Raw genomic sequence first — 22,744 nt, 5'->3', positions numbered from 1 at the left:
AGATGGCCTCAGCGCAGTAGGGTAAAAGCCAGCCCGACCGCCGCGCATGCGCCGAGCAAGGGAAGCACGCCGACCTTGAAGCGGAACAGCGCCACCGCAGCGGCCAACGTGATCGCAGCCGAGACGGCATCGAACGCACCATCGAAGCCTTGCGGCCACCACACGTGGTATGCAAAGAAGAGAGCGAGGTTGAGGATGACGCCGACCACAGCGGCGGTGATGGCGGACAACGGTGCGGTGAAGCCGAGCTTGCCGTGGGTGGCTTCCACCAGCGGGCCCCCCGCGAGGATGAGCACGAAGGACGGCAGGAAGGTGAAGAAGGTGACCACGGTGGCGGCGATCACTGCGCCGAGGAACAAGGCGTCCGGCCCCAGCACGGCGTGGTTCCAGCCGCCCACATAGCCCACGAAGGCCACCACCATGATCAGCGGGCCGGGTGTGGTTTCACCCAGGGCCAGGCCATCGATCATCTGCGGGCCGCTGAGCCACTGGAAGGTTTCCACAGCGCCCTGGTACACGTAGGGCAGCACCGCGTAGGCACCGCCGAAGGTCAGCAGCGCGGCCTTGGTGAAGAACCAGCCCATCTGGGTCAGGGTGGCTTCCCAACCCTGCCAGGCCACCAGCACACCCATGGCCAGCAGCCAGAGCGCGAGCCCCACGGCCAGCACCCGCGCCAGCCGGCCATACGAGAAACGCGCGTGCGTCGGGGTGGGCGTGTCGTCGTCGATCAGCGCAGGGCCATAGCCCTTGACGGCACTGTGCCCACCACCCAATGTGAACACCTGTGGCCAGCGCCTGGACCCCAGCCAGCCGATGAGCCCGGCGGCCGCCACGATGGCAGGAAACGGCGTGTCGAACGCGAAGATGGCGACGAAGGAAGCGGCAGCAATGCCCCACATCCAGGCGTTCCTGAGCGCTCGCGTGCCGATGCGGTGGGCCGCGTGCAGCACCAGCGCGGTGACAGCGGGCTTGATGCCGTAGAACAGGCCCGCGACCACGGGCACATCGCCAAAGGCCAGGTAAATCCACGACAGCGCGATGAGGATGAACAGGGACGGCAACACGAACAAGGCGCCCGCCACGATGCCACCCCAGCTGCGGTGCATCAGCCAGCCGATGTAGGTGGCAAGCTGCTGCGCCTCGGGGCCGGGCAACAGCATGCAGTAATTGAGCGCGTGCAGGAAACGGTTCTCGCTGATCCAGCGACGGCGCTCGACCAGCTCGGTGTGCATGATCGCGATCTGCCCGGCCGGCCCACCGAAACTGATGAAGCCGAGCTTGAGCCAGAAGCGCAGCGCCTCGGCGAAAGACACGGGGTCGGGTCGGTTCATGGTCGTGCCGGCTGAGCGGGGTTGGCGAACAGGGCGTCGAACACGGTGCAGGCCGCGTCCAGCAAGGTGCCGTCCTCGAGGTGCAAGGCGCGCAGCCCGGCCAGCACGGCCTCGAGGCCGCTGGCTTCGGGCGTTGGCATGCCACCTGCGTCCAGGAAATGCACGGCCGCGCCCAATCGACTGAGGCGGGTGTCCTGCTCCAGCCCGAAACTGGCCAGCAACACCTCGAACGTGACGCGCGCGCCGACGTGGCTGAAACGCGCTCCGTCGAAATCGAAGCCCACTGCACCACGAGGGAGGGCCTTGACCTCGTCCAGCCAGATGAACTGCGCCTGCGGATCGATGAAACGTCGAATCAGCCAGGCGCTCGCGAGCCGGTCCACCCAGGGTCGAGCGCGGGTGGCCCAGCGTCTTCCCTGGAATTTGCGTGCGTCCAGCCTGGGGATACCGTGGTCAGCCACCGCGCGCGGCTCGCTGTGCGAGAAGCGCGCGTCCAGCGCCGCCCGCGCATCGACCAGCGCCGCATCGGCCTGCAGCGTGGCTTCGCCGGGGTAGTAGTCAATGGATTGAATGTCGCGCTGCGCCTGTTCGATGGCGCGCCACTGGCGCCGCGCTTCCGTTTCACCGGCGGCTGGCAAAACGGCCAGCCACTCGTCCAGCGTGTTGCGCCATTGCGCATAGGCCGCGCTGCGATCGAACAGGGCCAGCACCTCGTCGCGTTGGGCATCGTCGATGGGTGTCAGCCACATCACTTGGGCCGCGCCGCCGTGCTGGCGCACCTCGTCGACCACAGGCTGAAAGCTTTCCTGCTGCTCCTGCGGAAGCAGGTAGGCACCATCTCGCAAGAGCGGGCAGCCCAATGCCTTGAGCGCGCGCCAGACGCGCAGCCGAACCGCCGTGGGCTGGGTGGGCAGGGTGAGAAACAGGACGGACCACATGATTTGAAATATAGCCTACAAATCTTGCAGCAACTATTTCAACAAATCAAACAGGGTCATGCGCTTCGATAGACTTGCCCGCAACCGGATCCCGGCGAAACATGCCTTCACCATCGACCACCGCGTTGCGGCATCACCACCACTTCCATCATGGCAATGGGGCGGCCGAGCGTGGCACACGGGCGGTAATGTGGATCACCGCCGCAGCGATGCTGGTCGAGATCGTCACGGGCTGGTGGTTCAACTCCATGGCCTTGCTGGCCGACGGCTGGCACATGAGCTCGCATTTCGTCGCTCTCGGTGTGAGCGCCCTGGCGTATGCCGCCTCCCGGCGCTACGCCGAGGACCACCGCTTTGCCTTCGGCACCTGGAAGATCGAAGTGCTGGGCGGATTTGCCAGCGCCCTTTTCCTCTTGGGCGTGGCGGCATTCATGGTGGTGGCGTCGGTGGAACGGATTCTTCAACCTCAGACCATCCGCTACCAGGAAGCCCTGGCCGTGGCCGTGTTGGGTCTGCTGGTTAATGTGGTGTGCGCGCTGATCCTGGGCAAGGCACATCACCATGACCACGGTCACAGCCACGGAACACAGGGTCACCATGACGCGCCCGCACACGACGACCTGAATCTGCGGGCCGCCTACCTGCATGTGGTGGCCGACGCGACCACTTCAGTGCTGGCGATTGCGGCGCTGGTGGGCGGATGGTGGCTGGGCTGGTCCTGGCTGGACCCGGTGATGGGCATCGTGGGCGCAGGTCTGGTGGCCTACTGGGCCAGGGGCCTGATCGTCGAGACCAGCAAGGTGTTGCTCGACCGGGAAATGGACCACCCGGTGGTGGAGGAGATTCGCGAAGTGGTCGAAGGGGCCGGACCGAAGGGTACTGTGACACTCACAGACCTGCACGTCTGGCGCGTGGGCCGTGAGGCCTATGCCTGCGCCATCGTGGTGGTCACCACCCTGCCCGATCTCACGCCCGCCCGCTTGCGCGACTTGCTGGGTGTGCATGAAGAAGTGGTCCATGCCACGATCGAAATTCACCTCGAACCCGAACCTGATCCCGCCAGGCTATGAAGTCAGTGCCCCGCAGTGGGCCAGTGAGGGTGCTGGTCATCGACCACAAAGGCGTGCGCATGACGCATTCGGCCGCCGGTACCCACGGTCCCCTGGATGTGAAGGTGCCCGGCTGGCAGATCCGGATGGTCGTGCTCGATCACATCCGGGTCTTCGGCTGGCCAAACCCGCGACGCGAAACAGGCGCCCAGTGCACCTGCAACGCCCAGCACCGCGAAGGTCGCCGGCATGCCGTAGCGAACGCCGGCCCAACCTGCCAGGGGATAGAACAACAACCAGCAGGCATGCGACAAAGCGAACTGCGCCGCAAACAACGCTGGGCGATCCTCCGGATTGGACGACCGCCGCAGCAACCGCCCGGCGGGCGTCTGGGCAGTCGAGTAGCCCAGACCGAGCACGAACCACAGGGCCATGAGGGAGGCTTGCCCCACCACCACCCAGCGGCCCATGAGCAGCCCCATAACCATCAAGCCAACGCCGCCGAGCATCGCCGTGCGATCGGGCAGCTTCTCCAGCAGTTGTGGCAACGCCAGTGCAGCCACCAAGGAGCCAGCGCCGAAACTGCCCAACGCCAGAGCGACCGCGCTCTGGCTCAGTCCCATGCCGGCCTGAACGATGACCACCGTGTTGACGAACACCATGGAGCCCGCCGCCGCCACGGCCGCGCTGACGGCCAGCAGTCCGCGCAGACGCGGCGTGGCCAGGTAGATGCGCAGCCCGCGCGTCGTTCGCTCGTAGATACAGCGACGCTGCGGCGCCGGATGCGCGGGCAACGTCACCGAGACCACCAGCGCCGCAGAGGCCAGGAAGCCCACCACCGTGCCCGCAAACAGATCGTAAAAACCGATCACCTTGAGCAGGGCGGCCGCCAGCATGGGACTGACCAAACTCTCCAGGTCGTAGGCCAGCCGGGAAAGCGACAGGGCCTTGGTGTATTCCTTCTCCTGCGGCAGCACATCTGGAATGGTGGCCTGAAAGGTAGGTGTAAAGGCGGCTGAGGCCGACTGCAGCACAAAGATCAGCACGTACACCTCCCAGATCTGGGAAACGAACGGCAGCAACAGCGCCACGGCCGCGCGAACCAGATCCAGAGCGACCAGCATGGTGCGCCGGGGCAGGCGATCCGCAAACGCCGCAGCCACCGGCGCCACACCCACGTACGCGATCATCTTGATGGCAAGCGCTGTGCCCAGCACCATGCCCGCGTTGTCCCCGGCCAGCTCGAAAGCCAGCAAGCCCAGCGCGATCGTGGCCAGCCCGGTCCCGATCAAGGCAATCACCTGCGCAGCGAACAGGTGGCGGTAGGTGCGGTGGCCAAGGATGTCCAGCATGGCGTCCTGCCTGATTAAAGGTAGCGGCTGATCTCCCTGAACTCGTCCAGCGAATGCCGATGCCCCTTGACGGCAGGACCCACGAGGTCTTCAAGACAGTGATCGATGTGGTCCTGAATAAGCGCCTTTTTGGCCTGTTGAATGGCTTTTTCCACCGCCTGCAGTTGCTGCGCAATGTCCAGACATTCCCGCCCCTGCACGACCATTTCGATGGTGCTGGTCAGGTGTCCGCTGGCTCGACGAAGGCGCTTGATGATGGCCGGATGGGAAGCGTGTGTGTGCGGTTGTTTCATGTTTGATCGTATCCCCTCGGGGGGGTTACTATATCGCCCTTGCTCACATCGAACACCAACCTCTGCATGAGCCCTCGTTTTGCTTGCTTGCTGCGCCCCGACCGGGTGGCGATGGGCATACGTTGGCTGGTGCTGATGGTGATCCTTTTCGGAGCCCTCATCTCGTCGGTGGGCAGCATGAACTCCCATGGCATCGCGGCCATCGCGGCAGCGGTCCATGCAGATCCCGTGTTCCAGGACGACACGCACGATCACGCGCACAGTGATGCTCACGAAGATGACGACGGTGATCTGGTGTTGGGGCATGGTGCAAGCTCCGATCATCCCCACCATGGGGCCGACCACTCGCACGACAAAGCCCATGCGCTGCCTGCTGCATGGCGAGCCGCCACACCGCCGCTTCCGGTCTGGTTCGGGGACGTGGGACCATGGATCGAAAGCGTGCAGGCTTCCAGGCTTGAACGCCCTCCCATGGGCTGAGTCCGCCCGCTTGCTCTCGCGCGGCTTCGCGCCGCGCTTCCTTTTTTTTCAGACCATCGGAGTCTCCATGCACAGCCATGTTCACGACTGGCTGCCGCGTTCGCCATGGGCGATCGGGCATCCTCGTCTCTTCTTGCTCTTTGCCCTCTTCATCTGCCTGCTGCTGGGCACGGTGGAGGCCTTTGCCCACGCAGTCACCGAAGGTGACAAGGGCTACATCCAGGAAATCTCGGGGGTGAACCTGCTGCCCTTTGTGTACCTGGGTGCCAAACACATGATGACGGGCTACGACCACATCCTGTTCCTGTTCGGCGTGATCTTCTTTCTCTACCGCATCAAACACATCGGCATCTATGTGAGCTTGTTTGCACTGGGTCACTCCACCACCATGATCCTGGGCGTGTACTTCAACGTCGGGATCAACAGCTACCTGATCGACGCGATCATCGGTTTGTCCGTCGTCTACAAGGCACTGGACAACATCGGCGCGTTCCAGCGCTGGCTCGGGTTCCAGCCCAACACCAAGGTGGCCACGCTGGTGTTCGGCTTGTTCCACGGCTTTGGCCTGGCCACCAAGATCATCGAGTACGAGATCTCGCCCGACGGGCTGGTGCCCAACCTGCTGGCCTTCAACGTAGGTGTGGAAATCGGGCAGTTGCTGGCCCTGGCGGTCATCCTGATCGGCATGAGCTACTGGCGCCGCACGCCAAGCTTCCTTCGCCACGCCTACACAGCCAACGTCGCCATGATGAGCGCGGGCTTCATTCTGGTAGGCATGCAGCTCACCGGCTATTTCGTGTCGTGAACACCCAAGGAACATTCAACATGTACAACAGCGATACCCCCTTGCGCGCCGAGCTGCCTTCTTCAAAACAGCTCTTTCGCTCCACCATCCTCGCCGCCGTCTCTGCGCTGGTGCTGCTGGTCACCGTCGTCCTTCCTGCCGAGTACGGCATCGATCCCACCGGCATCGGTCGCGTTCTGCGCATGACCGAGATGGGCGACATCAAGCAACAGCTGGCGGCGGAGGCTGCGGCCGATGCAGCTGCAACCACTGCAGCACCACCGCAGGCAACGCCAGGCGCGGCCGCGACCACAGCGGTGCAACCCGCAGCGCCCGCTCAGGTAGCGCCCGTGCCACAGGTTGCATGGCGCGACGAAATGCCCTTCACGCTGACACCAGGAGAAGGCACGGAAATCAAGCTGAAGATGGCCGAGGGCGCCAAAGCGCAGTACGCGTGGATCGTCGAAGGGGGCGCGGTCAACTTCGACACCCACGGTGACGCGCCGGGCAAGTCGATCAGCTACGAAAAAGGTCGCGGAGTGGCTTCTGATGAAGGAGTGCTGGAGGCCGCATTCACGGGCAATCACGGCTGGTACTGGCGAAACAGGGGTCAGGCGAACGTGAAGGTCGTTTTGCGCACGAGCGGCGACTACACCGACATCAAACGGATGAAGTAACCGAGAAGCGCTGCGAAATTGGTCGCAGCGCTTGCTCACCTGATTGGTGCCGGCATGTTCTGACAACTCGTTGCCAAGTACTCCACCAACCACTTCATCTGGCCGGCATCGAATTCGTTGGCGCCACCCAGAACCATCGTTCCGCGCAAAGCTGCGGAACCCGGTGCTTGAGCAAACACCATGTGGGAACGCTCGCCGCCTGCCACCACCACGCGAGTCTGCAAGCGGGGCCCCGAGGTGGGCAGCGTTATTTCGCCGCCGTCGAGTCCTCGAGATCGCACGCGCAGCCTGCAGACGTCATCCAGTTCGTAGCGCCAGTGGTGTTCGAGGTAACTATGTTGGCCAATGGTGTTCATGGCGCTCAGCGTGGCGTCTGTGCTCATTCCGTAGGTCAGCACCAACGCCCCGTCTTCGGTTGGGTAGCCGTCCGCGCAGGCGGCCAGCCACACCGCAGTGCCGGCCAGCAGCGCCACGCGCAGCGCTTTCCATCGCCTCATGTGGGGTGCTGCACCTCTTCGGTGCCCTCGGCCACGTCCTTTGGCAAGGGGGTGGCCAGCACCTTGTCGATGGAGCGGCCGTCCATGTCCACGATCTCCAGGCGCCAGCTCTCCCACATCACCATGTCGGTCACCTTGGGCAGGCGGCCGGTGAGCAGCATCATCATGCCGCTGAGGGTGTGGTAGCGGCCGCGCTCTTCGTCGGGCACGGTGATCAGTCCCAGCCGATCCTTGAGTTCGGGCACCGGGATGTGACCATCGAGCAGCCAGCTGCCGTCCTCGCGCTGCATGGCCCAGGAGGTTTCCGGGTCCTTGGGGCTGAACTCGCCGGTGATGGCTTCGATCAGGTCCTGCAAGGTGACGATGCCCTGCACTTCGCCGTACTCGTCGATGACGAAGGCCATGTGCACGTCGGACTGGCGGAAGTTGTCGAGCAGCTCCATGCCGGTGATGGTTTCGGGCACGTACAGCGGGTCCTGCAGCGGCTGGGCGGTCAGCTCGCGGGATTCGCCACGCAGTGCCTGCGAAAGCCACTTGCGGGCGTTGACCACGCCCACCACCTGGTTCATGTTCCCGCGCACCACGGGAAAGCGGGCATGGTCCGAAGACTCCACGCGGGCCATGTTGACCTCGAACGGCTGGTCCAGGTCGAGCGTCACCACGTCGCTGCGCGGCACCATCAGCGAACCGATCTGCCGGTCGTCGAGGCGGAACACGTTGCGCACCATGGTGTGCTCGTGCGATTCGATCACGCCCGCCGTGGTCCCTTCGGCCAGCATGGCGTGGATCTCTTCCTCGGTGACCGAGTTGCCGTTGCTCTCCTTCACGCCCAGCAGCTTGAGCAGTGCGCGGGTGGAGACCGAGAGCAGCAGCACGAAGGGCTTGGTGGCCACCGCCAGCCAGTCGACGGGACGTGCCACCAGGCGCGCCAGCGTCTCCGGGTAGGACTGGCCGAGGCGCTTGGGCACCAGTTCCCCCACCACGATGGAGAAGTAGGTGATGAGCACGACGACCAGGCCGGTGGCGGCGTAGGCGTTGTAGGGCTCTGCCACGCCCAGGCCGGCCAGCCACAGGGCGAATGGCGCCGCCAGCGCGGCCTCGCCGACGATCCCGTTGAGCACACCGATGGAGGTGATGCCGATCTGGATGGTGGAAAGAAAACGGGTGGGGTCTTCGCCCAGCTTCACGGCGGCGGCTGCGGACTTGTCGCCTTCGTCGATGAGTTTCTGCAGACGCACCTTGCGGGCGGAAACCAGCGCCAACTCTGACATGGCAAACAAGCCATTGAGCAGAATCAGCGCGAACAGTATGGCAATTTCCATGGTGGGGCTTCGTGCTCCCGGGTCACTCGTCGCGACCGCCAGCCAGCCCCAGCAGGGACAGCAGGGCCTGGAACACGTTGAACAGGCTCAGGTACACACCCAGCGTGGCGGTGATGTAGTTGGTTTCCTCGCCGTCCTGCACACGCTTGAGGTCGTACAGGATGAAGGCCGAGAAGATGCCGATGGCCAGCACGGAAAGCGTGATCATCAGCGCGCCGGACTGGATGAACACGTTGGCGATGCCCGCCACCAGCAACATGATCATGCCGATGAACAGGAATTTGCCCATGTTGGTGAGGTCGCGCTTGACGATGCTGGAGAGCGAGGCCATGCCGAAGAAGATGGCGGCCGTGCCGCCGAACGCCGTCATGATCAGGCTCGAACCGTTGGAAAAGCCCAGCACCATGGCCAGCAGGCGCGAGAGCATGAGGCCCATGAAGAAGGTGAAGGCCAGCAGCACCGGCACGCCGGCGGCCGAGTTCTTGGTTTTCTCGATGGCGAACATGAAGCCGAAGGCGCCGCCAAGGAAAACGATCAGACCCATGAAGCCGGTGAGCCCGGCGGTGATGCCCGTGGCCACGCCCACCCAGGCGCCTAGCACGGTGGGCAGCATGGACAGGGCCAGCAGCCAGTAGGTGTTGCGAAGCACGCGGTTGCGGGCGGTGGTGTCCAGCGTGGACGAGGGATTCGCGTAGGTATTGAGTGGCGTGTTCATGTGAAGTGTCTGATGGTTGAGTGAATGAAGAAAAGAAAAGAAGACAAGAAGATCAGCGCGCAGCCGCAGCCTTCTGCCGTTTGGCGCGCGCGCGGATGTTGAGCCCCTCGACCACGAGCGAGAACGCCATGGCGGCGTAGATGTAGCCCTTGGGCACTTCCTGGTCGAAGGCTTCGGCGGTGAGCGCCATGCCCACCATGACCAGGAATGCCAGGGCCAGCACCTTCACCGATGGGTGGCGGTCGACGAATTCGCCGATGGGCTTGGCGGCGATCAGCATCACGCCCACGGAAATGACCACGGCGGCCACCATCACGCTGATGTGGTCGACCATGCCCACGGCAGTGATCACCGAGTCGAGCGAGAACACGATGTCGATGATGGCGATCTGGCCGATGATTCCCCAGAACAGACGGGATCCTGTGGCGCGCAGCATTTCGTCGTCGGTGGGTGCGGTGGCGTGGCGTTCCCCCACCTCGACCTCGACGAAGATTTCGTGCGACGCCTTGTACAGCAGGAACAGGCCGCCGAACAGGAGCACGATGTCCCGGCCGCTGATGCCCTGACCCAACACCGTGAAAAGGTCTGCCGTGAGACCCATGATCCAGCTCAAGGTGAACAGCAGCAGCAGCCGCGAGACCATGGCGAAGCCAATGCCCAGCCTTCGCGCCTTGTCGCGCAGGTGGGGCGGCAGGCGGCTCACCAGGATGGAGATGAAGATGATGTTGTCGATGCCCAGAACGATTTCCAGGGCGGTCAGCATCGCAAAAGCGATCCAGACATTGGGGTCGGAAAGGAGTTCCATCATGGTGGAGAAGGCCGGTTTTTGTGCCAGTGAGAGGCACGGAAGACGGTGAGCACCGTCGGAAGCGGGCCCGGCGACATGGCCGGGCAAGCCCTCAGGCGAGGGCGATGAAGCTTCGGGGAGGGCGCTGTGGCCCGTCCAGCGCGGGTGGTGTCCACTCGATGATCAGGTGATCACGAGGGAGATCCCAGGGTGTGGCGACGGTCATTTCACCGATCGCCACGTCAAGGCATTCGGGCAACTCGGGAATCTCGTCCAGCAGGCCATGCACGGCATCGAGTGCGGACATGGTGCCCTTCACCGTCATGTCGAGCGAAGCCTTTGACGCCTCGACCACCACGCCGGCGGTGTTGGGCGAGGATTCCAGCGCGTCGGTGTTGGCGAACGTGAATGCGCTGACGCTGCAGAAGAACTGCAAGGCAAACAGGGCGAGGAGCCAGCGGCGCATGGTGGTGGGATTCTAGCGCTCACCGGGGAGCGTCACCATTCATTCGATCGTCTGCAACACCCGCGCGAGTTCGTGAATGTCCGCTGGCTTGAGCAGGTGGTGGTCGAAACCCGCGGCCATGATGCGCTCCTTGTCGTTCGCCTGGCCCCAGCCCGTGAGCGCGACCAGCACCGCACCCGCCAGGGAATGGGTGGCGCGGATACGGCTGGCCAGTTCGTACCCGTCCATCACGGGCATGCCGATGTCGATGAAGGCGATGGTGGGCGGGTTGGCCGACATGGCTGCTAGCGCTTCACGACCGCCATAGGCCACCGAGGTACTGGCCCCCATCAGGCCGAGCAGGTGCGCCAGCGAGTCGGCGGCGTCGCGGTTGTCGTCCACCACGAAGATGCGGTGGCCACCGGCCACGTCGTGCGTGACAGCGGGCGAAGCGGGTTCGGTTGCTGCCGCGATGGCAGGGGCCAGAGGGAGCTCCACCGTCATGGTGGTGCCGGAACCGGCTCCCCCGCTGGTGGCGTGCACTCGGCCACCGTGCAACTCCACCAGGCTGCGCACCAGCGTGAGCCCGATGCCCAGGCCACCCTGCGCGGCGCGCGATGTGCCGCTGACCTGGACAAACATGTCGAACACGTTGTCCAGCATGTGCGGCGGGATGCCGATGCCGGAATCCGTCACCTGCACCTGCACGGTGCTGTCGTCCGCTCTCATGGCGACCAGGATGCGTCCATTGGGTGGGGTGTACTTGGACGCGTTGTTGAGCAGGTTGGCGAACACCTGGGTCAGGCGGACCACATCGCCATGCACGGTGCACGGCGCGCACTGCAGGTCCAGCATCAGTTCCTGCCCCGCCGCCACAAACAGCGGCTTGCTCACCTCCACCGCGTCCAGCACCACACGATCCAGGGCCACGGTCGCCGGCTGAAGTTCAATCTTGCCGCGCGTGATGCGCGAGACCTCCATGAGATCGTCGATGAGCCGCACCATGTGGGTGAGCTGCCGCTCCATCATGGCGTAGAGCGATTGAGCCTTTTCCGGGCTGGGCCCCATTTTCGAAAGAATGGTCAGGCCGGTGCGCAGAGGAGCGAGCGGGTTGCGCAGTTCGTGTGCCAGCGTGGCGAGAAATTCCGTCTTGCGCTGGTCCGCCTCGTGCAAGCCTTCGAGCGTGGCGCGCAGCTGGTGTTGCCGTTTCCTGGCGGCCAGTGCCGTTCTCACCGAACTCACCAGTGAAGAAGCGCGCATGGGCCGCTCGAGCACGGTGAGGTTGGCCAGTTGCTCTACAGCTTCGGTGATGGCGATCGAATCCACGCCCGAACGGGCCACGACGATGACCGGCAGATCGGACCAGGGAGGTTGCGCCCTCAAGGCGAGCATGACGCGCCCGAAGCCCAGATCGGCGAGCACCTCTTCGGCGATCACCACGGCACCGGCGCCTGCCGTCATTTCGGCCGCCAGAGCCGCGGCGTCTGCACACGATTCCGCCGAAATGCCCGACCGCGCGAGCAAGCGGGTGACCATGACGGCATCCTTCGCCGTGACCATCTTGAGCAGAACGCGCAGCTCGGTGTTCTGCTCTTCGGCGTCAGTCATGGGGCGTTCGTGCCTTCGGGGCTACCGGCGTTGGTCAAAGGAATGGGCACGCCGGTGAGAATGCCGCGGAACTGCCGCAAAGGTGGACCCACTGAAATCCCGTTGGGATCGATGCGGAAGCCGCGGATGCTGCGCTCGTGTTCGCCGCTGCGCTTCTTCACCATCGAGATCGCTTGCCGCACCTCGCCTTCTGCCTCGTAATAGCGCATGAGCACCACGGCATCGGCCAGGTAACTCGCGTCCACGGGCGAACTCATCTGGGTGCCGATGAGGCCGTGCTGGGCACCGATCAGGATGGTCGCCACGTCGGACTGGCCCAGGAAGGTCAGCAGTTCATGCAGTTGCACGACCAGGAAGCGTTCGTCCGGCATGGCGTTGAGATAGCCGTTCAGGCTGTCGATGATCACCACCCTGGCCCCATGCTGCGTGACGGCCTGGCGGATCTCGTGCACGAATTCACCCGGGGAGAGTTCGGCTGGATCGACCTGGCGCACCCGGATCCGGCCCGATTCGATGTGCTTGTCCAGCGGCAGGCCCATGCCTCTCGAACGGGAGCGCAAGGTGCCAATGCTTTCATCAAAGATGAACAACGCGGCGCTTTCTCCACGCTCGGCCGCGGCCACCGCAAACTGCGCGGCCACGCTGGATTTACCGGTACCTGGCGCCCCGACCAGCAAGGTGCTGGTTCCACGCTCGATGCCACCCCCCAGCAATTCGTCGAGCTCTTTCAGGCCACTGGGAAGCTTGAGGTGCTTCACCGCTTCCACATGTTCCGCCGCCACCAGGCGGGGGAACACGACAAGGCCGCCCTTGACGATCTTGTAGTCGTGGTAGCCGCCCCGGAAGGACTGCCCCCGGTACTTGAGCACGATGAGCCGGTTTCGTGTGCTGCCGTAGTCTGGGTGGATCTGCTCCAGCCTCACCACCGCGTGCGAAATGCTCTGCACCTGCAGGTCATGTTCCGTCGCTGTCATGTCGTCCAGCAGCAGCACAGTGCAGTTGCGCCCGGCAAAGAACTGCTTGAGCGCCAGAATCTGGCGGCGGTAGCGCAGCGAATTGCCGGCCAGCAGGCGCAGTTCCGAAAGAGAATCGAACACCACCCGGGTCGGGTTGCTGCGGTTCACCTCTTCGAGAATGCGAGCGGTGGTCTCGCCGAGCTCGACCTCGGAAGGATGGAAGATGGTGTACTGCTCGTCGGGCGATAGCGCATCCTGGCCCGGCAGCATCTCCCTGACGTCAATGCCGTCCAGGGTCCAGCCATGCGACTCCGCCACACCCTGGAGCTCTTCAGCGGTTTCCGAAAGGGTGATGTACAGCACGCGCTCACCCCTGCGCACCCCTTCGGACAGGAATTGCATGGCGAGGGTGGTCTTGCCGGAGCCGGGGTTGCCTTCCACGAGGTACAGACGCCCTCGGGTCAGGCCTCCGCCCAGGACATCATCCAGGCCGGGCACGCCGGTCTTGTGTAGGTGGGTCAGGGTTTCGGTGCTCATTCGTATCCTGATGCGTCAAGGTTCGTTGTTATTGCCATCACGCCAGGAATTCTCCCGTGCGGATCACGGCCCTCTTGTAGGACAAGTGCCCATCCAGCATTTCCAGCCGCTGCATTCAGAAGACTTGTCTAACCCGATTGCTGCAGCTTTTTCCAGCGTGGCTTGCTGTTCTCTTCGGTCGTCTTGGCACGCGGCGTGCCCTGTGTTGGTTCACCGCCAATTGCAACCTGGGAGTTCGTCATGTCCACCACCTCCACGCCGCAGAAGCCGAAGTCCGGAAAAAAAAGCACGCCCAAAGCACCGCGCCGCCAGCCCGTCCGCATGCCGGCCCAGCACCTCGGGCCGACCGACCAGGAGTCGGACCTGGATCTCCAGCCCCGTTTCATGGCCCCGGACTACCAGGGAAGCCAGAAACTGCAAGGCCAGACGGCGCTGATCACGGGTGGCGATTCCGGCATTGGCCGCGCCGTGGCCATTCTGTACGCCCGCGAAGGCGCGGACGTGGCAATCACTTACCTCTCGTCCGAAGACGACGCGGAGGACACCCGCCGCTGCGTGGAGGCCGAGGGGCGGCAGTGCCTGGTGCTGCAGGGCGACGTGAAAGACGCAGCCTGGTGCGAGCAGGCGGTGGCCGAAACCATGAAAGCCTTTGGCCGCCTGGATGTGCTGGTGAACAACGCCGCGTTCCAGAAGCATGAAGCGTCCATCGAGGACATTGACGACGACCGTTTGCGGGAAACCTGGGACACGAACCTGGGGGGCTACTTCCGCATGACCCGGGCGGCCTTGCCACACCTGCAGGAAGGCGCCTGCATCATCAACACCGGTTCGGTCACCGGCTTGCGGGGCAGTGCAGAACTGCTCGACTACGCGGCCACCAAAGGCGCCATCCACGCCTTCACCAAGTCGCTGGCCAGCAACCTGCTGGAGCGTGGCATTCGCGTGAACGCAGTGGCCCCCGGCCCCGTGTGGACTCCCCTGAATCCCAAGGATCTGCCCGCCAGCAAGGTGGCCGAGTTCGGACAGAAAACCGACTTCAAGCGCGCCGCCCAGCCCGAAGAACTGTCACCGGCTTATGTGTTCCTGGCTTCACCCTGCTGCTCGAGCTACATCACCGGCGTCGTGCTCCCTGTGACGGGCAGCGTGGACGCGATCTGATCGGCTCAAAAAAACCGGGGGCGGGCCAGAAGCCCGCCCTCGGTTTGAAACAACATCAGGCGGCTTCAGCTGTTGCCGCCATCCTTGTTCGACTTGCTCGGCGTCGTGGTCCCGCCTTCGTTCTTGCCACCGGCTTGCGGGCTGCGGCTGGAACGCCAGGTGGAGAACTCGTCCGAGAACTTCTTGAAGCGATCCTCGCGCCATTGCTGGTAGTCGTCGTCCAGCGCCCTCATCTGCTCGCGGCGCCACTGGCTGTAGTCGGGATCGAACTGGTCGCGCTGCTGCTGGTCGTAGCCCTGCTGACCGCCATAGCCGTAGCCATAGCCGCCGTAGCCACCCTGGTAGCCCACGCTGCGGCGCTCGTCATCGAACCCGCCGCTGAAACGACCTTGCCGGTCGCGGTCGTACTGGTCGCGCGAATCCTGGTCGTAGCGTTGCTCGCTGTCGCGCATGCCGTACTGGCTGTAGCGGTTGTCCTGACCATGGCGCTGATTCTGGCTACCACGCCCGCCCCAGGGGCTGGGCGATTCGTCGTCCCGGTAGGCACCCAGGTTGTCTTGCCGCCGGCGCCAGTCGTCGTCGCTGCTGCCCAGTTGCGCATGGTCGCGCCCGCGTCCGAAGTCGCCCTGGGGCTGGCGCGAAGACTCGTTCCAGCCGTACTGGCGGCCGGTGGGGCTGTAGCCCTCTTGCTGCCCGCCGCCTTGCTGGCGATTGCGTTTGTCGTGTTGGCCCATCAGAAATCTCCTTGCAATGGTGAATGGATGCAGACACTGCCGCCACATCGACGTGGCTGCCGCAGCATCTGCTTCCATGTGGCAAGGCGCGTACCCGATGGACACCAGCGACCCTGTCCGTCACCCTCACAACCTGGAGAAATCCGGCTTGCGCCGTTCCATGAACGCACCAAACGCCTCGCGCGCGGCAGGCTCGCGCAGCATGCGGCCAAAGCTCGCACCTTCCTCGTCCATCACGGCGAGCACCTGCGGAGCCTGGTTCTTCTTCATGAGGCGCTTGGTTTCCACCAGCGAACTGATGGGTTTGGCGGCGAGCTTGCGTGCCACGGTCTGCGCGTAGCCGGCGGCTTCGGTCGGCGGCAGCACGCGGTTGACCAGGCCGACTTCGAGGGCGGCCTCGGCCATGAAGGGTTCGCCCAGCAGCAGCGCCTCGGCGGCGCGGTGGTAGCCCAGCATCTGCGGCACCAGCAGGCTGGACGCGGCCTCGGGGCACAGGCCGAGGTTGACGAAGGGCATGGAGAAGGCGGCGTTGTCGCCGGCGTACACCAGGTCGCAATGGAACAGCAAGGTGGTGCCGATGCCCACGGCCGGGCCACACACGGCGGCAATCAGCGGCTTGGGAAACTCGGCGATGCCGCGCAGGAAGCGGAACACCGGCGAGTCGCGCCCGGCGGGTGGGTTGTTGAGGAAATCGGCGATGTCGTTGCCGGCGGAAAAGATGGTCTCGCTGCCCTGGATCAACACACAGCGCGCGCTGGCGTCGTCGCGCGCGGCCTGCAGGGCGTCTGCCATGGCGCCGTACATGGCGGCGGTGATGGAGTTCTTCTTGTCGGGACGGTTGAAGGTGATGGTGCAGACGCCGGCTTCGGTGTGGACGAGGATGTCGCTCATGGGTGCCTCGGGTTGTGCAGGGATGGGACCCGGAAATTACCACGAACGGGCGTGCTTTTTTCAGGCGATGGCCCTCTACACTTGCCAACTCATGCGGCTCCGATCCACCTCTTTCCTCGTCCAAAGCCTGGCCTGTGCGATGGCCTTGCTGCTGCTGGCAGCGCCCGCGCTGGCGCAGGCGCCTTCATCCACCACAGGGGCCGAACGTCCCCGCATCGGCCTGGTGCTCTCGGGCGGCGGTGCTCGCGGCTTCGCGCACGTGGGCGTCATCAAGGCGCTGGAGGCCGCCCGCGTGCCGGTGGACGTGATCGTGGGCACCTCCATGGGCGCGATCGTGGGCGGCCTGTACGCCAGTGGCATGAGCGCGGACGAACTGGAACGCGAGATCCAGTCGGTGGAATGGGGCGATCTGTTTGACCGCCGCGAGCCGCGCCAGTTGCTCTCGCAGCGCCGCAAGGAGGAAGACTTCGAGCTCTCGCCCGTGCTGACGCTGGGTTTCCGCAATGGCCAGTTCATCCTGCCCAGCGGCGCGGTGTCGTCGCGCTCGCTGGAGATGCTGCTGCGGCGCTACACGTTGTCCACGCGGCACCTGGCCACCTTCGACGGCCTGCCCACGCCCTTTCGCGCCGTGGCCACCGACATGGAGAACGGCCAACCGGTGGTGCTGGACCATGGCGACCTCGCAGCCGCGTTGCGCGCGAGCATGTCGGTGCCCGGCGTGTTCGCGCCACTCGACCTGGACGGCCGACTGCTGGGCGACGGCGGACTGGTGAACAACCTGCCGGTGGACGTGGCGCGGCGCATGGGCGTGGATGTGGTGATCGCGGTGGACATCGGTACGCCGCTGGGTGGGCGCGCCTCCCTGGGCACATTGTTCGGCGTGACCATGCAGATGGTGCACATCCTGACCGAGCAGAACGTGCGGGCCAGCATCGCCACGCTCACGCCGAACGACCTGCTGCTGCAGCCACCCCTGGGCCAACTGACCTCTGCGGATTTCGGCAAGGTGGCCGAGCTCGTGAAGCTGGGCAACGACTACGGCAAGACGGTGGGCGAGGCCCTGGCGCGCTTCAGCGCGGACGCACCTAGCTACCGGCAATGGGCCCAGGAGCGACAGGCACGGGCGACGGCCAACACCGCGCGCATCGGTGCGGTGGCTTCGGTGAAGTTCGAAGGCGTGAACGAGGCACACGCCGCACGCCTGGCTACCGCACTGGACACCGCCGAAGGCCAGCGCCTGGACGTGCCCCGGCTCGAGCGCGACCTGCAGAAGCTGGCGGCCACGGGCGACTACGAACGGGTGGACTACAGCCTGACACGGCGCGACGACGGCGCCGAAGACCTCACGCTGCGGCTGACCGAGAACACCTGGGGACCCAACTACCTGCGTGTGGGGCTGGACCTGCGCACCGACTTCCAGGGCCAGGGCGCGTTCAACCTGCGCCTGAGCCACAACCGCCACTGGCTCAACGAGAGCGGTGCCGAGTGGCGCAACCGCATCCAGCTGGGCGAGACCCTGGGCCTGTACTCGGAGCTGTTCCAGCCCCTGACGCTGAGAAGCGACCGCTTCGTATCGGGCTATGTGGACGCCAACCTGCGGCGCGTGGAACTGTACGACGACCTGGGACGATCGGTCGCGCTGGTGCGACGGCAGGGCATCCAGGCCGGCCTGGACCTGGGCTGGCCCATGGGCCTGCTGGGCAACGTGGGCGACATGCGCGTGGGCTTGGTGGCGGCGCACCGCAAGGTCACGCCCGAACTCATTGCCGGTGTGTTGCCGCAGGACCTGGTAGGCACGCTGAGCTGGAACGAGGTAGGCGTGCGCGGCGCCGTCATTGCCGACCAGCTGGACTACGCCAACTTCCCCTCGAACGGCTACCGCGCCAAGGGCGAAGTGGTGCTGGGACGGCGCACCTACCACGGTGTGGCCACCGGCAGCGACAGCTTCACACGCCTGGAAGGCACCGCCACCGGTGTGAAGACCTGGGGCGTGCACACGCTCAACGCCGGCGCGCGCCTGGCCTACGCGAGTCAGATCCCACTGGGCGCTGTGGACGAATACGCGCTGGGCGGTTTCCAGCAACTCTCAGGCTACCGAGTGGGACAAGTGGCGGGCAACTACCTGGTGTTCGGCCGTCTCACCTATTACCAGCGCCTGCCCTACAGCGCGGGCGTGGCGCGCGCGCTTTTCGTGGGCGGCTCGCTGGAAGCCGGCAACGCCTGGACGAACCGCAGCGACATCACACTGCGCGGCATGCGCGCGGGCAGCAGCCTCTTCGTGGGCGCAGACACCGGCATCGGGCCGCTGTACCTCAGCATCGTGAGCGCACCGCGCGGCTACACCGGGCTGTACCTGTTCCTCGGCCGACCGTAGCCGGCGAGACGTGCCTCATCCAGAAATGCCGTGGAACCGGCTTTGCCGGGCCACAGGCATTGCCCCCCGGGGGGTGACGCCGCAGGCGGCGCGGGGGGAGATCCTCACACCCGTTCGAAGATGCCGGCGGCGCCCTGCCCCATGCCCACGCACATCGTGACCATGCCGTACTTCTTGTTGTGCCGCTTGAGGGCGTGCACCACGGTGGCAGAACGGATGGCGCCGGTGGCACCCAGGGGGTGGCCCAGCGCAATGGCGCCACCCATGGGGTTGACCTTGCTCGGGTCCAGGCCCAGGGTGTTGATGACGGCGAGCGACTGCGCGGCAAAGGCCTCGTTGAGTTCGATCCAGTCGATCTGGTCCTGCGTCAGGCCGGCGGACTTCAGCGCGGCGGGAATCGCCTCGATCGGGCCGATGCCCATGAGGTGCGGCGGCACGCCGCGCGAGGCGTAGCTGACGAAACGCGCCAGCGGTGTGAGGCCGAAGCGCTGGATGGCGGCCTCGCTTGCGAGGATGAGCGCACCCGCACCGTCGCTGGTCTGCGAGCTGTTGCCCGCCGTGACCGAGCCGCGCGCGGCGAACACGGTGCGCAGTTTGGCGAGGCCTTCGATCGACGTGTCGGGTCGCGCACCTTCGTCCAGATTCACCGTGCGGGTGCTCGTCGTGACTTCGGCACTCTCCAGGTCCACGCTGCGCTCGGTCACTTCCACCGGCGTGATCTCGTCGGTGAACTCGCCGTTCTTCATGGCCAGCACGGCGCGCTGGTGAGACTGAAGCGCAAAGGCGTCCTGATCCTCGCGCGAGACCTTCCACTTCTGCGCCACCTTCTCGGCCGTAAGGCCCATGCCGTAAGCGATGCCGTAGCTCTCCACGTCGTCGGTGTTGGTGAAGATGGTGGGCGAGAGGCTGGGGGAGTTGCCCATCATGGGCACCATGCTCATGCTCTCGGTGCCGGCGGCGATCATCACGTCGGCCTCGCCCACACGGATGCGGTCGGCCGCCATCTGCACGGCCGAGAGGCCGGAAGCGCAGAAGCGGTTGACGGTGATGCCACCCACGCTGTTGGGCAGGCCCGCCAGGATGGCGCCGATGCGCGCCACGTTCAGACCTTGTTGCGCCTCGGGAATGGCGCAGCCGCAGATCACGTCTTCGATGGCCTTGGGGTCCAGGCCCGGGGCCTGCGCGAGCGCGGAACGCAGCGCGAGGGCGAGCATGTCGTCCGGGCGCAGGTGCTTGAAGGAACCCTTGTGCGAACGGCCGATGGGGGTGCGGGTGGCGGCGACGATGTAGGCGTCTTGAATCTGTTTCATGTTGACTCCAAAAGTGTCTTTTCCAGAACACCGCGGAACCGGCTTTGCCGGGCCGCTGGTGTTGCCCCCTTGAGGGGGTCGCGCAAAGCGCGGCAGGGGTGGGTCAATTTCTCACAGGCTTGCCGGTGTTGAGCATGCCCAGGATGCGTTCCTGCGTCTTGGGGTGCACGATCAGCGAGCAGAAGGCCTGGCGCTCCAGCGTCATCAGGTAGTCCTCGTTCACCAGCGTGCCGGGCTCGACGTCGCCGCCGGTGACCACGTTGGCGATCAGCGAGGCGATGTGGAAGTCGTGCTGGCTGATGAAGCCGCCGTCGCGCATATTGACCAGGCTGCCCAGGATGGTGGCCTTGCCATCGCGGCCGGCCACCGGGAACAGGCGCTTGTGCGGCGCGCGGTAGCCGCCGTTGAACAGGCCCTTGGCCTCGTTGATGGCAACGTACAGCAGCTCGTCCTTGTGCGGAACGATCACATCCGAGTGCAGCACGTAGCCCAGCTTGCGCGACTCGATCGCGCTGGTGCCCACCTTGGCCATCGCGGCGGCGGTGAAGCCTTCGGTGAGGAAAGGCAGCAGGTCCTTGCCTGTCGAGGTCTCGGCGTTCTCGGCCGCGCGGCGCGCGATGTACGTGAGGCCACCGGCACCAGGCACCAGGCCCACGCCCACTTCCACCAGGCCGATGTAGCTCTCCATGTGCACCACGCGGCGCGCGCTGTACACGGCCAGTTCGCACCCGCCGCCCAGCGCCAGGCCACGCACGGCAGACACCACGGGCACGTTGGCATAGCGCAGGCGCAGCATGGTCTGCTGCATGAAGCCTTCGGCGTCTTCAATGGCGCTCACGCCCACGGCCATGAAGGCCGGCAGCATGGCCTGCAGATCGGCGCCGGCGCTGAAGGGTTCGTCGCCCGACCAGATCACCAGACCCTGATACTCCTTCTCGGCCAGGTCCACGGCGGCCATCAGGCCTTCGCACACCTCGGGGCTGATGGCGTGCATCTTGGTCTTGATGCTGGCGATCAGCACGTGTTCGTCCAGCGTCCAGATGCGGATCGCATCGTTCTCTTCGATCGTGTTGCCGGCGGTCTCGAACTTCGGGCCGGCTTCGCCCAGCAGCAGCTCGGGAAAATGCTGGCGCTGGTACACGGGCAGTTGCAGGCGGCCTTCGAACTCGCCCTTGGTGGGGTTCCAAGATCCCTGCGCCGTGTGCACACCGCCCGCATCGGCCACCGGTCCCTTGAACACCCAATCGGGCAGTGGCGCATTGGAGAGCGCCTTGCCGGCATCGATGTCCTCCTGGATCATCTTCGCCACCTCAAGCCAGCCGGCTTCCTGCCAGAGCTCGAACGGGCCCTGCTTCATGCCGAAGCCCCAGCGCATGGCCTGGTCGACGTCGCGCGCGGTCTCGGCGATGGTGGCCAGGTGCACCGCAGCGTAATGGAAGCTGTTGCGCAGGATGGCCCAGAGGAACTGGCCCTGCGGGCCTTCGGCGTTGCGCAGCAGTTTCAGGCGCTCGGCGGCCGGGCGCTTGAGCATGCGGCCGTACACCTCGTCGGCCTTCTCGCCGCCGGGCACGTAGTCGCCGCTCTCCAGATCAAAGCGCAGGATGTCGCGACCCACCTTCTTGTAGAAGCCGGCTTTGGCCTTCTGGCCCAGGTTGCCGGCCTCGATCAGCGCCTTGAGCACCGGCGGTGTGCCGAAGCTGCCGTAGAACGGATCGGTCTCCAGACTCAGGTTGTCCTGCAGCGTCTTGACCACGTGGGCCATGGTGTCCAGGCCCACCACATCGGCGGTGCGGAAGGTGCCGCTGCTCGCGCGGCCCAGGCGCTTGCCGGTGAGGTCGTCGACCACGTCGTAGGTGAGGCCGAAGTTCTCCACCTCCTTCATCGTGGCCAGCATGCCGGCGATGCCGATGCGGTTGGCGACGAAATTCGGCGTGTCCTTGGCGCGCACCACGCCTTTGCCCAGGCCGCTGGTGACGAAGGTCTCCAGGTCGTTGAGGATCTGCGGTTCGGTGGTCGGCGTCGCGATCAGTTCCACCAGCGTCATGTAGCGCGGCGGGTTGAAGAAGTGGATACCGCAGAAGCGCGGCTTGATCGCTTCGGGCAGTGCTTCGCTCAATTTGGTGATCGACAGACCCGAGGTGTTGGACGCGACGATCGCGTGCTCCGCAATGAAAGGCGCGATCTTCGTGTACAGGTCGAGCTTCCAGTCCATGCGCTCTGCGATGGCCTCGATGATGAGGTCGCAGTCGCGCAGCTGCTCCATGTGCTCCTCGTAGTTGGCCTGACCGATCAGGTCGGCATCGGCCACCACGCCGAGCGGCGACGGCTTGAGCTTTTTCAGGCCTTCCACCGCGCGGGTGACGATACCGTTCTTCGGGCCTTCCTTGGCGGGCAGGTCAAAAAGAACAACCGGCACCTTGACGTTGACCAGGTGCGCAGCGATCTGCGCACCCATCACGCCCGCGCCGAGCACGGCGACTTTCTTCACTTGAAATCGGTTCATTCT

General features: G+C 65.1%; 21 protein-coding genes. 6 read left to right on the top strand and 15 right to left on the bottom strand.

The annotated features are described in order from the left end of the window. Positions 1-8: 8 nt before the first annotated feature. A complete protein-coding gene (gene chrA, locus ACTIF6_RS00440) occupies positions 9-1,331 on the bottom strand; it encodes a chromate efflux transporter (RefSeq protein WP_439586028.1) in 1,323 nt (440 codons plus the stop codon). Then, entirely contained in the window at positions 1,328-2,269 is a 942-nt protein-coding gene (locus ACTIF6_RS00435) for a chromate resistance protein ChrB domain-containing protein (protein ID WP_439586027.1), read from the bottom strand. Before ACTIF6_RS00435 ends, chrA begins: the two co-directional genes overlap by 4 nt. Positions 2,270-2,370: 101 nt before the next feature. Between ACTIF6_RS00435 and dmeF the strand changes: the two genes are divergently transcribed. Then, a complete protein-coding gene (gene dmeF / locus ACTIF6_RS00430) occupies positions 2,371-3,339 on the top strand; it encodes a CDF family Co(II)/Ni(II) efflux transporter DmeF (RefSeq protein WP_439586026.1) in 969 nt (322 codons plus the stop codon). A gap of 2 nt (positions 3,340-3,341) precedes the next feature. Here the strand turns inward: dmeF and ACTIF6_RS00425 are convergent, their stop codons facing one another. Together ACTIF6_RS00425 and ACTIF6_RS00420 are read right to left on the bottom strand one after the other, a co-directional pair. Beyond that, positions 3,342-4,670: an MFS transporter gene (locus ACTIF6_RS00425; protein WP_439586025.1), complete on the bottom strand. Its 1,329-nt coding sequence runs from the start codon at positions 4,668-4,670 to the stop codon at positions 3,342-3,344. Positions 4,671-4,684: 14 nt separating this feature from the next. Then, positions 4,685-4,963, bottom strand: a complete 279-nt coding sequence (locus ACTIF6_RS00420; protein ID WP_439586024.1) for a metal-sensing transcriptional repressor — start codon at positions 4,961-4,963, stop codon at positions 4,685-4,687. Positions 4,964-5,050: 87 nt separating this feature from the next. On the opposite strand from ACTIF6_RS00420, the gene ACTIF6_RS00415 reads away from it, so the two are divergent. From ACTIF6_RS00415 to ACTIF6_RS00405, 3 genes are all read left to right on the top strand, one after another. Continuing rightward, positions 5,051-5,443: a hypothetical protein gene (locus tag ACTIF6_RS00415; protein ID WP_439586023.1), complete on the top strand. Its 393-nt coding sequence runs from the start codon at positions 5,051-5,053 to the stop codon at positions 5,441-5,443. A 67-nt stretch (positions 5,444-5,510) separates the two neighbouring features. After that, positions 5,511-6,248, top strand: coding sequence for a HupE/UreJ family protein (locus ACTIF6_RS00410; RefSeq protein WP_439586022.1), 738 nt, complete (start codon positions 5,511-5,513; stop codon positions 6,246-6,248). A gap of 41 nt (positions 6,249-6,289) precedes the next feature. Further along, a complete protein-coding gene (locus tag ACTIF6_RS00405; RefSeq protein WP_439586021.1) occupies positions 6,290-6,904 on the top strand; it encodes a transmembrane anchor protein in 615 nt (204 codons plus the stop codon). A gap of 35 nt (positions 6,905-6,939) precedes the next feature. Here ACTIF6_RS00405 and ACTIF6_RS00400 read toward each other — a convergent pair whose 3' ends face one another. The 7 genes from ACTIF6_RS00400 to ACTIF6_RS00370 all read right to left on the bottom strand — a co-directional run bounded on the left by ACTIF6_RS00400 (position 6,940) and on the right by ACTIF6_RS00370 (position 13,771). Continuing rightward, a complete protein-coding gene (locus ACTIF6_RS00400) occupies positions 6,940-7,401 on the bottom strand; it encodes a hypothetical protein (RefSeq protein WP_439586020.1) in 462 nt (153 codons plus the stop codon). Then, positions 7,398-8,723, bottom strand: a complete 1,326-nt coding sequence (locus tag ACTIF6_RS00395; RefSeq protein WP_439586019.1) for a hemolysin family protein — start codon at positions 8,721-8,723, stop codon at positions 7,398-7,400. The genes ACTIF6_RS00400 and ACTIF6_RS00395 overlap by 4 nt, the downstream gene beginning before the upstream one ends. Before the next feature lie 22 nt (positions 8,724-8,745). Then, positions 8,746-9,438 carry a Bax inhibitor-1 family protein gene (locus ACTIF6_RS00390; protein WP_439586018.1) on the bottom strand — a complete coding sequence of 231 codons (693 nt, stop codon included), beginning with the start codon at positions 9,436-9,438 and terminating at the stop codon, positions 8,746-8,748. A gap of 52 nt (positions 9,439-9,490) precedes the next feature. Then, positions 9,491-10,246: a TerC family protein gene (locus ACTIF6_RS00385; protein ID WP_439586017.1), complete on the bottom strand. Its 756-nt coding sequence runs from the start codon at positions 10,244-10,246 to the stop codon at positions 9,491-9,493. A 91-nt stretch (positions 10,247-10,337) separates the two neighbouring features. Then, complete coding sequence (locus tag ACTIF6_RS00380) at positions 10,338-10,691, bottom strand: hypothetical protein (protein WP_439586016.1); 354 nt, start codon at positions 10,689-10,691, stop codon at positions 10,338-10,340. Positions 10,692-10,730: 39 nt separating this feature from the next. Then, complete coding sequence (locus ACTIF6_RS00375) at positions 10,731-12,278, bottom strand: hybrid sensor histidine kinase/response regulator (protein ID WP_439586015.1); 1,548 nt, start codon at positions 12,276-12,278, stop codon at positions 10,731-10,733. Then, positions 12,275-13,771 carry an ATPase domain-containing protein gene (locus ACTIF6_RS00370; protein ID WP_439586014.1) on the bottom strand — a complete coding sequence of 499 codons (1,497 nt, stop codon included), beginning with the start codon at positions 13,769-13,771 and terminating at the stop codon, positions 12,275-12,277. The genes ACTIF6_RS00375 and ACTIF6_RS00370 overlap by 4 nt, the downstream gene beginning before the upstream one ends. Before the next feature lie 240 nt (positions 13,772-14,011). Here ACTIF6_RS00370 and ACTIF6_RS00365 point away from each other — a divergent pair, with 240 nt between their 5' ends. Next, entirely contained in the window at positions 14,012-14,929 is a 918-nt protein-coding gene (locus tag ACTIF6_RS00365) for an SDR family oxidoreductase (RefSeq protein ID WP_439586013.1), read from the top strand. Between the two features lie 65 nt (positions 14,930-14,994). On the opposite strand, the gene ACTIF6_RS00360 is transcribed toward ACTIF6_RS00365, so the two are convergent. Next, the gene (locus tag ACTIF6_RS00360) at positions 14,995-15,663 is read right to left on the bottom strand and encodes a hypothetical protein (RefSeq protein WP_439586012.1); all 669 of its coding nucleotides are present in this window, start codon (positions 15,661-15,663) and stop codon (positions 14,995-14,997) included. A gap of 126 nt (positions 15,664-15,789) precedes the next feature. Then, complete coding sequence (locus tag ACTIF6_RS00355; protein WP_439586011.1) at positions 15,790-16,554, bottom strand: enoyl-CoA hydratase; 765 nt, start codon at positions 16,552-16,554, stop codon at positions 15,790-15,792. A gap of 91 nt (positions 16,555-16,645) precedes the next feature. Between ACTIF6_RS00355 and ACTIF6_RS00350 the strand changes: the two genes are divergently transcribed. Beyond that, the gene (locus ACTIF6_RS00350) at positions 16,646-18,928 is read left to right on the top strand and encodes a patatin-like phospholipase family protein (protein ID WP_439586010.1); all 2,283 of its coding nucleotides are present in this window, start codon (positions 16,646-16,648) and stop codon (positions 18,926-18,928) included. A 104-nt stretch (positions 18,929-19,032) separates the two neighbouring features. On the opposite strand, the gene ACTIF6_RS00345 is transcribed toward ACTIF6_RS00350, so the two are convergent. After that, positions 19,033-20,238 carry an acetyl-CoA C-acyltransferase gene (locus ACTIF6_RS00345; protein ID WP_439586009.1) on the bottom strand — a complete coding sequence of 402 codons (1,206 nt, stop codon included), beginning with the start codon at positions 20,236-20,238 and terminating at the stop codon, positions 19,033-19,035. 103 nt (positions 20,239-20,341) lie between these two features. Next, positions 20,342-22,741 (bottom strand): 3-hydroxyacyl-CoA dehydrogenase NAD-binding domain-containing protein, encoded by a 2,400-nt coding sequence (locus ACTIF6_RS00340; protein WP_439586008.1) that lies wholly within the window; start codon positions 22,739-22,741, stop codon positions 20,342-20,344. Positions 22,742-22,744 lie beyond the last annotated feature (3 nt).

It is taken from the genome of Hydrogenophaga sp., from assembly GCF_051860785.1.
Lineage (GTDB): Bacteria > Pseudomonadota > Gammaproteobacteria > Burkholderiales > Burkholderiaceae_C > Hydrogenophaga.
This window is presented reverse-complemented; position numbering and strand designations above follow the sequence as displayed.

What these genes read in the sequence shown, in the direction of transcription:
- ACTIF6_RS00355 (WP_439586011.1), bottom strand. Translation starts at nt 16,554, where the DNA reads ATGAGCGACATCCTCGTCCACACCGAAGCCGGCGTCTGCACCATCACC.
- ACTIF6_RS00410 (WP_439586022.1), top strand. Translation starts at nt 5,511, where the DNA reads ATGCACAGCCATGTTCACGACTGGCTGCCGCGTTCGCCATGGGCGATC.
- ACTIF6_RS00420 (WP_439586024.1), bottom strand. Translation starts at nt 4,963, where the DNA reads ATGAAACAACCGCACACACACGCTTCCCATCCGGCCATCATCAAGCGC.
- dmeF (WP_439586026.1), top strand. Translation starts at nt 2,371, where the DNA reads ATGCCTTCACCATCGACCACCGCGTTGCGGCATCACCACCACTTCCAT.
- ACTIF6_RS00345 (WP_439586009.1), bottom strand. Translation starts at nt 20,238, where the DNA reads ATGAAACAGATTCAAGACGCCTACATCGTCGCCGCCACCCGCACCCCC.
- ACTIF6_RS00350 (WP_439586010.1), top strand. Translation starts at nt 16,646, where the DNA reads ATGCGGCTCCGATCCACCTCTTTCCTCGTCCAAAGCCTGGCCTGTGCG.
- chrA (WP_439586028.1), bottom strand. Translation starts at nt 1,331, where the DNA reads ATGAACCGACCCGACCCCGTGTCTTTCGCCGAGGCGCTGCGCTTCTGG.
- ACTIF6_RS00385 (WP_439586017.1), bottom strand. Translation starts at nt 10,246, where the DNA reads ATGATGGAACTCCTTTCCGACCCCAATGTCTGGATCGCTTTTGCGATG.
- ACTIF6_RS00380 (WP_439586016.1), bottom strand. Translation starts at nt 10,691, where the DNA reads ATGCGCCGCTGGCTCCTCGCCCTGTTTGCCTTGCAGTTCTTCTGCAGC.
- ACTIF6_RS00375 (WP_439586015.1), bottom strand. Translation starts at nt 12,278, where the DNA reads ATGACTGACGCCGAAGAGCAGAACACCGAGCTGCGCGTTCTGCTCAAG.
- ACTIF6_RS00400 (WP_439586020.1), bottom strand. Translation starts at nt 7,401, where the DNA reads ATGAGGCGATGGAAAGCGCTGCGCGTGGCGCTGCTGGCCGGCACTGCG.
- ACTIF6_RS00395 (WP_439586019.1), bottom strand. Translation starts at nt 8,723, where the DNA reads ATGGAAATTGCCATACTGTTCGCGCTGATTCTGCTCAATGGCTTGTTT.
- ACTIF6_RS00435 (WP_439586027.1), bottom strand. Translation starts at nt 2,269, where the DNA reads ATGTGGTCCGTCCTGTTTCTCACCCTGCCCACCCAGCCCACGGCGGTT.
- ACTIF6_RS00365 (WP_439586013.1), top strand. Translation starts at nt 14,012, where the DNA reads ATGTCCACCACCTCCACGCCGCAGAAGCCGAAGTCCGGAAAAAAAAGC.
- ACTIF6_RS00390 (WP_439586018.1), bottom strand. Translation starts at nt 9,438, where the DNA reads ATGAACACGCCACTCAATACCTACGCGAATCCCTCGTCCACGCTGGAC.
- ACTIF6_RS00340 (WP_439586008.1), bottom strand. Translation starts at nt 22,741, where the DNA reads ATGAACCGATTTCAAGTGAAGAAAGTCGCCGTGCTCGGCGCGGGCGTG.
- ACTIF6_RS00370 (WP_439586014.1), bottom strand. Translation starts at nt 13,771, where the DNA reads ATGAGCACCGAAACCCTGACCCACCTACACAAGACCGGCGTGCCCGGC.
- ACTIF6_RS00425 (WP_439586025.1), bottom strand. Translation starts at nt 4,670, where the DNA reads ATGCTGGACATCCTTGGCCACCGCACCTACCGCCACCTGTTCGCTGCG.
- ACTIF6_RS00360 (WP_439586012.1), bottom strand. Translation starts at nt 15,663, where the DNA reads ATGGGCCAACACGACAAACGCAATCGCCAGCAAGGCGGCGGGCAGCAA.